This window comes from Mongoliitalea lutea, assembly GCF_014652135.1.
GTDB classification, from domain to species: domain Bacteria; phylum Bacteroidota; class Bacteroidia; order Cytophagales; family Cyclobacteriaceae; genus Mongoliitalea; species Mongoliitalea lutea.
Window position 1 is genome coordinate 131,606 of the sequence record NZ_BMYF01000004.1, and the last position, 12,943, is coordinate 144,548.

Annotated in this window: 10 protein-coding genes; 4 read left to right on the forward strand and 6 right to left on the reverse strand. The window is 42.5% G+C overall.

The window, feature by feature from the left end:
• Both mutL and IE080_RS04620 read right to left on the reverse strand, forming a co-directional pair.
• Positions 1–1,899, reverse strand: a complete 1,899-nt coding sequence (mutL, locus tag IE080_RS04615) for a DNA mismatch repair endonuclease MutL (RefSeq protein ID WP_189579273.1) — start codon at positions 1,897–1,899, stop codon at positions 1–3.
• Positions 1,899–2,306, reverse strand: coding sequence for a hypothetical protein (locus tag IE080_RS04620; RefSeq protein WP_189579274.1), 408 nt, complete (start codon positions 2,304–2,306; stop codon positions 1,899–1,901). Before IE080_RS04620 ends, mutL begins: the two co-directional genes overlap by 1 nt.
• 162 nt (positions 2,307–2,468) lie before the next feature.
• Here IE080_RS04620 and IE080_RS04625 point away from each other — a divergent pair, with 162 nt between their 5' ends.
• The 4 genes from IE080_RS04625 (at position 2,469) to IE080_RS04640 (ending at position 8,290) form a co-directional block, all read left to right on the forward strand.
• Complete coding sequence (locus IE080_RS04625; RefSeq protein ID WP_189579275.1) at positions 2,469–5,444, forward strand: glycoside hydrolase family 3 N-terminal domain-containing protein; 2,976 nt, start codon at positions 2,469–2,471, stop codon at positions 5,442–5,444.
• 58 nt (positions 5,445–5,502) lie between these two features.
• Positions 5,503–6,651, forward strand: a complete 1,149-nt coding sequence (gene bshA / locus IE080_RS04630; protein WP_189579276.1) for an N-acetyl-alpha-D-glucosaminyl L-malate synthase BshA — start codon at positions 5,503–5,505, stop codon at positions 6,649–6,651.
• A gap of 123 nt (positions 6,652–6,774) precedes the next feature.
• Complete coding sequence (locus IE080_RS04635; protein ID WP_189579277.1) at positions 6,775–7,413, forward strand: sterol desaturase family protein; 639 nt, start codon at positions 6,775–6,777, stop codon at positions 7,411–7,413.
• Between the two features lie 55 nt (positions 7,414–7,468).
• Positions 7,469–8,290 carry an NAD(P)-binding domain-containing protein gene (locus IE080_RS04640; protein ID WP_189579278.1) on the forward strand — a complete coding sequence of 274 codons (822 nt, stop codon included), beginning with the start codon at positions 7,469–7,471 and terminating at the stop codon, positions 8,288–8,290.
• Positions 8,291–8,373: 83 nt separating this feature from the next.
• Here IE080_RS04640 and IE080_RS04645 read toward each other — a convergent pair whose 3' ends face one another.
• Genes IE080_RS04645 through uppS form a run of 4 tightly spaced genes read right to left on the reverse strand, consistent with a single transcriptional unit; the run spans position 8,374 to position 12,912 of the window.
• Entirely contained in the window at positions 8,374–8,916 is a 543-nt protein-coding gene (locus IE080_RS04645) for an OmpH/Skp family outer membrane protein (protein WP_189579279.1), read from the reverse strand.
• A 17-nt stretch (positions 8,917–8,933) separates the two neighbouring features.
• Positions 8,934–9,461 carry an OmpH/Skp family outer membrane protein gene (locus IE080_RS04650; RefSeq protein ID WP_189579280.1) on the reverse strand — a complete coding sequence of 176 codons (528 nt, stop codon included), beginning with the start codon at positions 9,459–9,461 and terminating at the stop codon, positions 8,934–8,936.
• A gap of 2 nt (positions 9,462–9,463) precedes the next feature.
• Positions 9,464–12,169 carry a BamA/OMP85 family outer membrane protein gene (locus IE080_RS04655; protein ID WP_189579281.1) on the reverse strand — a complete coding sequence of 902 codons (2,706 nt, stop codon included), beginning with the start codon at positions 12,167–12,169 and terminating at the stop codon, positions 9,464–9,466.
• On the reverse strand, positions 12,169–12,912 hold the full coding sequence (gene uppS, locus IE080_RS04660) for an undecaprenyl pyrophosphate synthase (RefSeq protein ID WP_189579282.1): 744 nt from the start codon (positions 12,910–12,912) through the stop codon (positions 12,169–12,171). Before uppS ends, IE080_RS04655 begins: the two co-directional genes overlap by 1 nt.
• Positions 12,913–12,943: the final 31 nt, after the last annotated feature.

A 12,943-nucleotide genomic window follows, 5' to 3' on the forward strand; every position in this document is an offset into this window, starting at 1 on the left:
TTATTTAAGAAAAAAGGCTTGTATCTTATGTAAATCTAATTTGACGAAGGTTTTGTTCCCGGAAAGTCCATAATTCGGATTTTGACAGGCAAATAACTGCCCGACCATAGACTCCATTTCCGCAGGATTGAGTTTTGCTCCACGCTTAATAGATGAGCGCTTAGCCATAGAGCGGGCCAGATTTTCACGGGTATCCAAGGATAATTCAGACTTAAAATGCTTGAACTGCTCCAACAATGCTTCAAACAATGCTTTTTCATTTGTCATAGGCGTATCTGCTGGAATCCCCTGAATCAACACCGTATCTTTTCCGAATTCTTCGATTTGAAATCCCAAGCTGTGCAACTCATCCTTGATATCCATCACCAATACGAAGTCAGATGGGCTTAATTGTACATGTTGCGGGAACAGACATTGCTGAGACGAACCGGCTGCTTTGGACAGTTGGCGTTGGTAGCGCTCATATAAGACTCGCTCATGGGCCGTTTGCTGATCGATAATGATCAGCCCGGAAGACATCTGTGCAACGATATAATTGCCATCCACCTGAAAAACTGTCCCCGTTTCCGTCTCTCTTGGATCAGGAAAATTAAGTGGACTCTTTGCGGGCTCTTCGTTAGCCTTAGAGGAAAAGGTCAATACGTCCAAATCATCTAGGGCACTGCTAGCAGTAGAAATTTCTTTACTAGGAGCATTGAATTTTTCAGCTCCTTCAAATAACTTTTCCCAACCGGAAACAGATGGTCTTTGAAAGGAAGGCGACTGAAAATTCTTATACTTGACTTCCGCTCCACGCTCATCTTCCCCCTTGTATCGGTGTTCATCGCGAAGGGCATCCCTTTTGTCAGCATCCCTGCCAATATTCTCTGAAAAGTTAACATCCAAAGAAAAATCCAAGGTAGGCATCACATGATGGGCCCCCAAAGCCTGTTTGACAGCAGACCGGATGACTCCATACACCGTACGCTCATCATCAAATTTGATTTCAGTCTTCGTCGGATGCACATTGATATCGATGTGTGAAGGATCAATCTCCACAAACAGCACATAGAAAGGATGAGCATCGCCCGGAATCAAGCCTTCATAGGCATTGGCCACCGCATGATGTAGGTAATTATTGCGGATGTATCGGTTGTTGACAAAGAAAAACTGCTCTCCCCTGCTTTTTTTGGCAGAAGCCGGCTTGCCAATATATCCTTTGATTTTGAGATGTGGAGTATCTTCTGCACAGGATACCAAATTTCCCTGATAGGTTTTTCCAAAAATACCGACAATCCTATGACTGAGTTTTCCACTGCTCAAGTTGAAAAACTCCATGTCATTTTGATGGAAAGTAAATGCTACCTCAGGATAGGATAAAGCCACTCGCTGAAACTCATCTACCAAATGGCGCATTTCTACTGGGTTTGACTTGAGAAAATTTCTTCGAGCGGGAACATTGAAAAATAAATTTTTGACAGCAATACTGGTCCCCTCTGGCACTGCGACAGGTTCTTGCTTCTTGACCTCGGAACCTTCGATCTGTAACAAAGTTCCCAATTCTGCACCCTGCTGCTTGGTCTTCATCTCCACTTGGGCTACTGCCGCAATTGAGGCCAAAGCTTCTCCCCTAAATCCAAAGGTCCGAATCGCAAATAAATCATCTGAAGTCCTGATTTTGGAAGTTGCATGGCGCTCAAAGGACATCCGGGCATCTGTCATAGACATACCTTTGCCATTGTCAATTACCTGAATCAGTGCCTTTCCTGCATCTTTGACCACCACCTTAACCACAGTAGCACCAGCATCGATAGCATTTTCCATCAATTCCTTCAAAGCAGACGCTGGACGCTGCACCACTTCCCCTGCCGCTATCTGATTGGCAATGGCATCTGGCAACAGATGGATAATATCACTCATTAATTACGTTTTCTTCTTAATTTCAACAAAAGGGTAAAACCGAATATTCCCATGACCGCGTACAAAAGGATGTAAAAAACTTCTGGCCCATAATAAATATAGCCAAACAAACCCCCGATCAATAAAATAAAGATCACCATCCGGATAAGTCCGGCACTATGCAAAGAGCTTGTTTTTCTTCCTTTCAGTTGGGAACCGGATGAAAATGCTCCCCGAAGCGACCCTCCGTAATTTCTGCGCAAATTGTCTTCGTCCTCATCCTCAATAGGTAAGGCCCCCTCCGCTTGTAATTCTCTTTTGATTTGGGCAGTTCGTTGCTCAATCTCTTCCTTTACGGGGTCGTAATAGCGAGGCTTGATTTCAAACCGCATCGGCTGGGATGTCCTGAAGATGGAAGGAAATTTCATGCGTACTCGGATTTAATCTGTTTGGGACGGAAAAAATAAAACTGGCTCTACTTATCAAATATACAACCATTGTTTACGTTTTTTCCGTGTATGTTTGTACAAAACGATGTATATTCATACAAAGTTATTTTAAAATCTAAGCAATAAAAATTAAATACTTGGATGAGAGGTAAAGTTTGGATAATCCTGTTGGCTGCAGTTGTAATTTTTCAGTCTGATGCGGTCTTGGGCCTTGAAAAAAGCCATGAGGACCGTAAGCGGGAAGAGCGTGACCCTTTGGCCTCCAAAGATCAGCGTAAGCAAACTTCCTGGGTAGACTCAGTCTTCCATGCTATGAGCTTTGAGGAGCGACTGGGTCAGTTATTTATGGTGGCAGCTTACTCTAACAAAGATGAGCGGCACAAACAGGAAATCGCCAAACTCATCCAAGACCAACAGTTAGGAGGATTGATTTTCTTCCAAGGTGGACCTGTGCGGCAGGCCAACCTGACCAATTATTACCAATCCATTTCTAAAGTACCTCTTTTCATCGCCATGGATGCAGAGTGGGGTATCAGTATGCGCTTGGATTCTGTATTAAGCTTTCCTAAAGCGATGACACTTGGAGCTGTTTCTGATGAAAAACTGATCTACAACATGGGCGCAGAAATGGCGCGACAGTTCAAATTAATGGGTATGCATATCAACTTTGCACCAGTGGTGGATGTCAATTCAAATCCGAACAATCCTGTAATCGGGTACAGGGCTTTTGGAGAAGAAAAGCGCTTGGTAGCCAAAAAGTCCCTTGCGTACATGAAAGGTCTTCAAGACCATGGAGTGATTGCCAACGCGAAGCATTTCCCTGGCCATGGAGACACAGAATCAGACTCACACTACACGCTTCCTGTCATCAGACATTCCGAAAACAGAATCAAGGACATTGATCTATATCCCTATCGGGAGCTCATTGACAATGACTTGATGAGTGTTATGGTAGCCCATCTTCACATCCCCAGCTTGGATTCGGAGCGGAATAAAGCCACCACTTTGTCCAAGTACGTAGTCACCGACCTACTCAAAACGCAAATGAATTTCAATGGGCTGGTGTTTACAGATGCCTTGAATATGAAAGGAGTGGCAAGTTTTCATAAGCCGGGAGAAGTGGATCTACTCGCTTTGTTGGCTGGAAATGATATTCTACTCTATTCCCAAGATGTAGCCAAAGCTAAAGCGCTGATCATCCAAGCAGTGGCTGATGGTAAAATCACCCAAAAAGAAATCGATGAGCGGGTGCGCAAAGTGCTCAAAGCAAAATACTGGGCCGGATTGCGAGCAACACCCACCATAGACACCAAAGCCCTGGTAGACCGACTCAACCAACCTTCTACAGAACTGATTGCCGAAAAACTTTATGCAGAAGCAATCACCGTCACTTCCAACAAAGGCAACTTTTTACCCATCAGAAACCTGGACTTGCAATCCTTTGCCTCTGTTAGCTTGGGAGGGGATGGCAAACTCTTTCAGGAATATTTAGGTAAATACGCTCCATTTCAGCATTTCAGCCTTTCTAAAGGGGCAGATGCAAGTAGCCAACAAGCACTAGAGCGAAAACTGGAACATGTCAATACTGTAGTGATTGGAATTTTTGGAGTGACCAATAGTCCTTCCCGTGCTTTTGGTATCCAACAATCTGATATGGCATTTATCCGAAAATTAAGTCAGACCAAAAATGTGGTGACTGTACTTTTTGGCAATGCCTATGCAGCCAAGCAAATGCAGGATTTCCCACATCACCTCATTGCCTTTGAAAATAATGAGTTTACCCAAAAACTGGCACCTGAAATAATTTTTGGAGCTAGGAATGCGCATGGGATTTTACCGGTATCCGTCAGCAATGAAATACGCATGGGATCCGGAGGATTTATGAGAGGCTTAGACCGCTTATCTTATTCTCTGCCTGAAGAGGTCGGACTAAACACTGCCAAATTGAATCAAATCGATGAGGTCATGCAGCGCAGCATCGCCAAACGTGCCTTTCCGGGCGGAGTAGTCTTAGTAGCCAAGGATGGAAAAGTGGTATTTGAACGGGCATATGGGTTCTATGACTATCAAAAAACCAAAGCAGTCAGTACAGAAACTGTCTACGACCTAGCCTCCATTACAAAGGTTTTGGCCACTACACAGGCGGTCATGTTTTTGGCAAGCCGGAAGATGATTGATATGGATCAGCTTATTTCCAAGTATGTACCCGAATTAAAAAACACTAACAAGGGCAATCTGATCCTCAAAGATATCTTGGCGCATGAAGCTGGTTTGGTAGCCTATATTCCCCACCAAGCCAAAACAGTTGACGGCAGAACATGGAAAGCAGAATACTATAGTGAACAGCCCTTACCTACCTACAGTCTTCCCGTATCCAACAATATGTATGGTATCAATAGTCTCAGGGACAGTTTATGGGTATGGACGGTAAAATCAGATTTGCGCAAATTAGAACCTGGCCGAAGAAGGCATACCTACGTATATTCCGACTTAACCATGTATTTACTTCAAGCCTTGGTAGAAAGTGTCACCAATCAAACTTTAGATGCATTTTTGACGCAGAATTTTTATGAGCCCTTGGGGCTTTACACCATGACATTTAATCCTACCAGGAAATATCCTCAAGAGTGGATTGCACCCACAGAAGACGATGTTGCTTTCAGAAAAAGGCTCATTCAAGGCTTCGTGCATGATCCCGGCGCGGCCATGTATGGAGGAGTGGCAGGGCATGCAGGCCTTTTTGGCAAAGCCAATGACCTCGCTGTCATGATGCAGCTGATGCTGAATGGAGGTACTTATGGAGGTTTAACCTTGATGGACCCCGAAACAATCAAAGACTTCACCAAACGCCAATCCTCTCAAAGCAGAAGAGGGTGGGGTTGGGATAAGCCCGAACCTGAAAAAGGCAAGGGAGGCAGTGCTGGCAGCTTAGCTCCTAAATCCACCTTCGGACATACCGGATTTACCGGTACATGTGTTTGGGCAGACCCCGAAAACGATTTGATTTATGTGTTTCTTTCCAACCGGGTGCATCCCGATGCTAACAATAACACCTTGCTAAAAGATGGCATACGGACCGAAATTCATGATATCATTTATAAAGCACTCGGAAAATGAACAAAAACATAGTGATAAGATGTTTATATAGTTGTCATAAAAAACGTAAATAGATTCTATGAAAATCGGTATAGTCTGCTATCCTACTTTCGGAGGTAGCGGAGTGGTTGCTACAGAATTGGGTAAAGCCTTGGCCAAAGAGGGCCATCAAATCCATTTTATCACCTACAGTCAGCCAACCCGATTGGACTTTTTCAGTGAGAATTTATTTTACCACGAAGTAGATATCAAAAGCTACCCCCTTTTCGAGCATGCCCCTTACGAATTGGCACTTGCCAGTAAAATGGTCAATGTGGTAAAATATGAGCATTTGGACCTTCTTCATGTACACTACGCTATTCCTCATGCATCTGCTGCCTACATGGCCAAGCAAATCCTGAAGCAAGAAGGTATTGACATCCCTGTAGTGACTACCCTACATGGAACAGATATCACCCTTGTGGGCAAAGATCCCAGCTATGAACCTGTGGTGACTTTCAGTATCAATCAATCTGACGGTGTAACGGCTGTCTCGGAAGACCTTAAAAAAGCTACCTACGAACACTTCCCTGTCAAGAATGAAATTGAGGTAATCCCAAATTTTATTGATTTGGACAGGTTTAAAAAACAGAAAAAAGAGCATTTCAAACGTGCAATTTGTCCCAATGGGGAGAAATTAATTGTGCATACCTCTAACTTTCGTAAGGTAAAACGAGTTGAAGATGTCATAATGGTTTTCTTTGAATTAAGAAAACAGATACCGGTCAAACTCTTACTTGTAGGCGATGGTCCGGAGAGGGATCGTATGGAACGACTCTGCCGAGATTTGGGCACCTGTGATGATATCCGCTTCTTAGGAAAATTGGAAGCTGTGGAAGAGGTGCTTTCAGTGGCTGATTTATTTATCATGCCATCCGAAAAGGAGAGTTTCGGTTTGGCAGCATTGGAGGCCTTAGCATGTGAAGTCCCCATTTTGACTTCCAATGCAGGGGGAATTCCAGAATTGAATGTAAATGGGGTAACGGGATTTGTTTGTAATGTAGGAGATGTTTATGGGATGACTGAAAAAGCAAAAGAAATCTTAGATGATGCCAATCTCCCACGATTCAAACAACATGCCCTGCAACGAGCCAAAGAATTTGATGTAACCAATATTCTACCTAAATACGTTTCATTCTACGAAAAGACCATTGAACGCTCGAAAACTTTATTCTTACAAAACTCTTAATCGCAGAAACTTAGGCAAAGTTTTTGAACAGTTTTGTGAGAATCTAGTTTAATTTTGCACGAAATTACTGACCAACGGAAATAATCTTGTTTAAACAGGAGAATTAGACAAAAACTACTAAGAATGGCTACCTTAAAAAAGATTGGAAGATTGGACCGTCCGGATAATAACGGCTCAGCGCAGATGTTTAAAAACCCTGTGTTAGAAAAATTATCCAGAACACACATCAGCATCCCAATTACCATGTTTTTATTGATTTCGGCAGTTTCTTTTTACTACGCCGTTACCACTACAAACATCAAATTAGGTATGGGTTTGTTGGTTTTATTGACCGGTTTGTTAGCTTTTACATTTGTGGAATACATGATGCACAAGCATTTCTTCCACATGGAACCGGATACACCGGCCAAAGACAAATTACAGTACACCGTTCACGGTGTTCACCATGATTATCCTAAAGACAAGGATAGATTGGCTATGCCTCCATTTATCAGTGCAGCTTATGCATTGATTTTTTATGGTGCATTTACCCTGCTCATGGGTGATTTTGCCTTGTTCTTTTTACCTGGGTTTTTGTTGGGATATGCTGCTTATCTTGGGGTGCACTACGCCGTCCATGCCTATCAGCCTCCCAAAAATTTCTTAAAAATCCTGTGGGTAAACCATGCGGTACATCATTACAAAGATCCTGATGCAGCATTCGGGGTAAGTTCCCCATTATGGGACTTCCTGTTGGGAACCATGCCTAAAAAAGACAAATAAGATGAGGGGATTGAATCCCCTTTTTTTATAAAGAAAGTTACAAGAGTTTACAAAAATGCAAAACAAAAGAATTTCGATCATTGGCTTTGGCTGGCTTGGACTTCCCCTTGCTAAGCAGCTTCAAGTTCTGGGATACACCGTTAAAGGAAGTGCTACCAGTCAAGAAAAAGTTGATAAACTTAGCCAAGAGGGCCTTACTACTTATCTATTCAACCTTAATCCACATCCTACCGGTGAAGGGTTCAACGAGCTGTTTCAAACCGATATTCTTTTTATCAACATCCCTCCACGAACGAGACATCTACCGGCTACTTTTCATCCCGAGCAGATAAAATACCTACGGGCTTTGATCGATCACTATGGAGTCAAACAGGTAGTGTATGTATCGGCTACCTCTGTATATCCAGATACCAATCAGGTATGGCAAGAGTACGACCTAATCAACTCCACCAATACCGGCAATTTAAGCCTTTACCAAGCAGAGCAACTCTTGCTGGACAATAAGCATTACGACTTGACTATCATCCGCTACGGAGGTTTATTGGGTGTCAACAGGATTCCTGGCAGGTATTTTTCAGGAAAAGAACAGGTACAAGGTAACAGCCCTGTCAATTATATCCATCAGGAGGATGCAGTAGGTCTTGCAGCTTTTGTCTTAGAGAAAGGTATTTGGAATGAACTTATCAACGGCGTATGTCCAATCCATCCTCTTCGAAAAGAAGTATATGAAAAAAATGCAGCCGACCTAGATTTTCCTCCTCCAGCATCTTATGCACAGGTTCAGGAACCTTGGAAAGAAATTTCGGCAGCAAAGATTGTCAGCTTAGGATATCAGTTTAAAACCCCTAATCCTTTGGATTTTTGGTATGAGGGATAAAGCCTTAATAATCTAAATGGTGTACACGTATACAAAAAAAAGACGCTTTTCCCAAAGCGCCTTTTTTTTTACGTCGGTAATTCTTACTGCTGAGGTCTCTCAGGTAGGGTAATACCTAATTTGGCAATAACCAATTCCGTGAATTTGTCTTCGTCTCTTGTATACAACAATACAGGAGCATTACCTGCTGTCTCAGAGAAAATATGCGTGTAATTATGCTCAGCAGCTACTGCGTTGATGGCATTGAATACCTTCTGCTGTACTGGCTCTAGCAATTCCTGCAATTTTCTTTGGTAAGATACCTGAGCATCTTGCTCAAATTTCTGCAATTCCTGCTCTTGTCTCTGAAGTTCATTTCTTCGCTGATTCAACGCATCCTCTGCCATGGTTGGCGCTGCTTGTTGGAAAGCCTGAACTTTTCTCTGGAAATCAGCGATTTTTGTCTGAATATTCGTCTGCAACTGTGCCTGATAATCCTGCAAATCAGCGCCGATCTGTTCCATTTCCGGCATTAAATCAATCAGTAACTCTACATTGGTATAACCAATCTTCAAGTCCTGAGCCTGAGCTACAAATCCTACGCAAAACAAAGCGATTGCGGAAAGGATAACTTTAACTTTCATCATTTTTGCTTCTATTTTAATTAATTTTTAATTCCTAATTCTTCCAATACAAACTCCGAGTAATCATGTCTCGGATCTGAATAAATCATCTGCAAGGGACCGGAAGCTTTATCAAATAAAACTGCCAACCCATAGCGCTTACATACCCGATCAATGGCATCGAATATTTTGGACTGTAAGGGCTGCATAAGCTCCAATTGCTTCTGATAGTATTGCCCGTTGAGTCCAAAGATCCGATTGTTGAAGGTCTGGGATTCCTTCTCCTTCTCCCGAATCGCCTTCATACGCTCATTGTACATCTCCTCAGTAAGCAGGACTTCTTCCGCTTTGAGGCTGGCATACATTTCTTTGATCCCCTGTTCCAAAGATTGTGCCTGTTTTGTCCACTCAGTTCTTAAAGATTCTAACTCTGTCTGAATCAGCTTGTAATCCGGATGCTTGTTCAACAAATATTCCGTATCTACATAGCCAAACTTCTGCGCATAGCTCCCATTTGCTAATAAGAGCCCAAGGCAGCACAAAATTAACAATTTAACTGAGCTTTTCATGGTTATCTAAATTGCTGACCAATAGTAAAGTGGAACTGTGGTCCTGACCTTCCTCTTAAGGCAGGATTAATATCTTCTAAGCTATCAAATCCATATCCCCAATCCAGACCTAGCAAGCCAAAGGCCGGCATAAAGATCCTTGCACCAAAACCCGCAGAGCGCTTCAGATTGAAGGGATTGAAGTCGGCATATTGTCCCCAGTTGTTACCCGCCTCAGCAAAACCTAACAAGAAGATTGTTGCAGAAGGATTAGGAGACACTAAGAATCGTAGCTCCATCACATGTTTGTTATACACAATCCCCCCAAATGCTCCACCTTGTCCTCGGGCAGCACCACCTCCTGGAGTAATTGCTTGGTTTTCATAACCTCTCAAACCAATGATTTCCTGACCTAAGGCGAAGTTATTGAAGTTCATACCGTCACCACCCATCACAAATCGTTCCAAAGGAATTATCCCAATTCTGTTTCCATAGGAACCCAAGAAACCCATATGCGTTCTTCCCGAAATCACAAACTTGGAAGAACCAAAAACAGGCGTGTAGAAAGAAGCATCAAACATCCACTTATGGTATTCCAACCAACGGAAACGTTCCTCATCCGGTGACTCTCTGTCAATATTCGGATTGAGGGATGAATACGGAGGAGTAAACGAAGTTGTCAGATTTATGTTGGAACCAAACCTTGGATAAATCGGGTTATCTACGTTATTTCTGGCCACTGTTGTATTCAAGGCCAAGCTATTTGCTTTTCCTGTGTTATAACTCAATCCAAAGAAGTTACCAAAATTCAAGAAGTCATAGATCTGGAAGGCCAAGGCTGTACTGAACATAAAGTAATCATCCGGCCAGGTAACCCGCTTGGAAAGACCAACAGTAGCACCCGTGATTTTGAAGAAACCAATCTCCTGTCCAGGATTTTGTTGGTTAAAGAAATCCACTTGACGCTGAACAGAGTGATTAAAGCTCACGCTCAAGGCATTCGGTTTTTTACCTCCAAACCAAGGCTCAGTCAAAGAGACAGAATAGTTTTGAAACTGACGACCGTTCGCCTGTACTCTCAATGATAATCGCTGACCATCCCCTACAGGAAGTGGTCTCCATTTTTCAAAATTCCCGATATTTCTGATCGAAAAGTTATTAAATACTAGACCAACAGTACCTACGAATCCAAAGAATCCACCCCAACCACCGGAAAGCTCGATTTGGTCATTGGGACGCTCTTCCAATTTGAAGATAATATCCACCGTGGCATCCTCAAAGTTTGGACGCATATCCGGTTCAATATTCTCAGGATCAAAGTATCCTAATTGAGATAATTCACGGATGGTACGAACCAATGCACTTCTGTTGAATTTTTGTCCTGGAAGAATTCGGATTTCACGCATCACCACGTGGTCTGAAGTACGCTCATTCCCTTGGATAGTTACAGAATTCACCGTCACCTGAGGTCCTTCAAAGACCCTCATCTCAATATCAATGGAATCTGCCTCGACCATCACCTCAACCGGATCGATCTGGAAAAACAAGTATCCGTTATCCTGATACAGGGAACTCACATCATCCCCTTTCTGTGGATCATAATTCAGGCGCTTCTCCAGTCTTTCTTTGTTATAGACATCTCCTTTTTGAATACCCAAGCGATCCAATAATTCTTTATCAGAGTGTAAGTAATTTCCTACAAAAGAGATATTTCTATAGTAGTATTTTACCCCTTCCTCTAATGTCAAATCAACATTAATGGTATTTTCGGAGAATCGGTAGGTAGAATCTGACAAAATAGCGGCATCTCTGTATCCTCGGGAATTGTAAAAAGCAATTACTTTCTCTTTATCCTCTTTAAATTCCTTAGCCACATACTTGGATGAATTAAAGAAGTTCAATTTCATGGTACGGTTGATATACAGTTTCACTTCCTCATCTGAGGCTACATTTCTGTACACAATCGCTTCTTTTGCTGACTTAGGGGTAGTATTGGTAATACGAGACCAAATATCACGCACCAAGTGCATACGTGCATGTTCCTTGGTATTCTTTAACTTTCCTTTGATTCTTTTATCGCTGATTTCTTCATTCCCGTAAACATTGACCTGATTGATTCTAACTTTCGTTTTCGGATCTACATCAAATCGGAGTTTAACAGAATTAGGAAGTGTGGTATCCCGCTCCTGAACAACTTTCACTTCTGCATTTAAAAAACCTTTATCCACAAAATATTGACGGATGTTACGTTGAGAAGTACTCAACACATCATCACGCACAACTCGACCACGGATTTTAATCTTGTCTTTCAATTCTGACTCCTGGGTTTTTGTAACCCCGGTAAATTCTACCCTACTAAAACGTGGACGCTCGGTCAACTCTAACAAAAGAAAAATATCATCTCCTTCAATTTTGGTCACCAACAACTTTACATCTCCGATGATCCCCTGACCCCAAAGCTTTTTCAAAGCATTGGCTGTAGCGTCTCCCGGTACAGAAATCACGTCATCAACCCGAAGCCCCGCAAGTGAAATGATCGCCGTTTCATCCAGCGTTGTTAATCCAACTGCTTTGATCTCCGCAATCCTGAACTTTTGTGGCTTGGAATAATTTAATTCCAAGATATTCACTGGACGCGACGGGGTATAGCGACTCTGTCCAAGCCTTACTTGGGCCTCGGCTATTCCTACCACTAGCAGCAGAAAAATCAGTACTGTAATCTTTTTCATCAACCTTTTCCTTTTATCTGAGCTCCGGTTTTCCCGAACCTTCTTTCTCTTTTTTGATAATCCAAGATGGCTTCCCATAAGTGTTCCTTTCGAAAGTCAGGCCATAGGGTATCTGTAAAATACAGCTCCGTATAGGCCATCTGCCATAAAAGAAAATTACTTATGCGCAATTCCCCACTTGTTCTGACCAACAACTCCGGATCAGGCACATTTGCCGTATTCATATGTGCTGATATGAGTTCCTGTGTAATTTCCTCTAGGTTTATTTCTTGATTGACTAATTTTTTGGCAATGTCTTGGACCGCTTGCTGTATTTCCCAACGCCCACTGTAACTCAGGGCTAGAAATACCGTTAATCCAGTATTGGACTTGGTAAGCTCGTATGCTTCTTGGAGTTTTCTCTGTGCACTATCAGGAAGGGATTGAATATTCCCTATGGAAGATAGGGTAATATTATTTTCCATCATGGTAGGCACCTCGTTAGTGATGGAATTGATTAGTATTTCCATCAGGGCATTTACTTCGTCTTGAGGCCTTGACCAGTTCTCCGTAGAAAACGCATACAAGGTTAAGTATTTCACGCCTAAGTCTACACAGCTTTCTATAGTTTCCCTCACTGCTGTAAGAGCATTTCTATGTCCAAAAATCCTCATGGCACCTTTTTTTTGAGCCCAACGCCCATTTCCGTCCATGATGACTGCTATATGTTGTGGGATGTTTTGCCTATCTATTTGTTCCTTCATTCCTAATGCCGAAATCGCATGTTGTTTTTTG

Coding starts and splice junctions, on each gene's coding strand:
- mutL (WP_189579273.1), bottom strand. CDS start 1,899: ATGAGTGATATTATCCATCTGTTGCCAGATGCCATTGCCAATCAGATA.
- IE080_RS04620 (WP_189579274.1), bottom strand. CDS start 2,306: ATGAAATTTCCTTCCATCTTCAGGACATCCCAGCCGATGCGGTTTGAA.
- IE080_RS04625 (WP_189579275.1), top strand. CDS start 2,469: ATGAGAGGTAAAGTTTGGATAATCCTGTTGGCTGCAGTTGTAATTTTT.
- bshA (WP_189579276.1), top strand. CDS start 5,503: ATGAAAATCGGTATAGTCTGCTATCCTACTTTCGGAGGTAGCGGAGTG.
- IE080_RS04635 (WP_189579277.1), top strand. CDS start 6,775: ATGGCTACCTTAAAAAAGATTGGAAGATTGGACCGTCCGGATAATAAC.
- IE080_RS04640 (WP_189579278.1), top strand. CDS start 7,469: ATGCAAAACAAAAGAATTTCGATCATTGGCTTTGGCTGGCTTGGACTT.
- IE080_RS04645 (WP_189579279.1), bottom strand. CDS start 8,916: ATGATGAAAGTTAAAGTTATCCTTTCCGCAATCGCTTTGTTTTGCGTA.
- IE080_RS04650 (WP_189579280.1), bottom strand. CDS start 9,461: ATGAAAAGCTCAGTTAAATTGTTAATTTTGTGCTGCCTTGGGCTCTTA.
- IE080_RS04655 (WP_189579281.1), bottom strand. CDS start 12,169: ATGAAAAAGATTACAGTACTGATTTTTCTGCTGCTAGTGGTAGGAATA.
- uppS (WP_189579282.1), bottom strand. CDS start 12,912: ATGAAGGAACAAATAGATAGGCAAAACATCCCACAACATATAGCAGTC.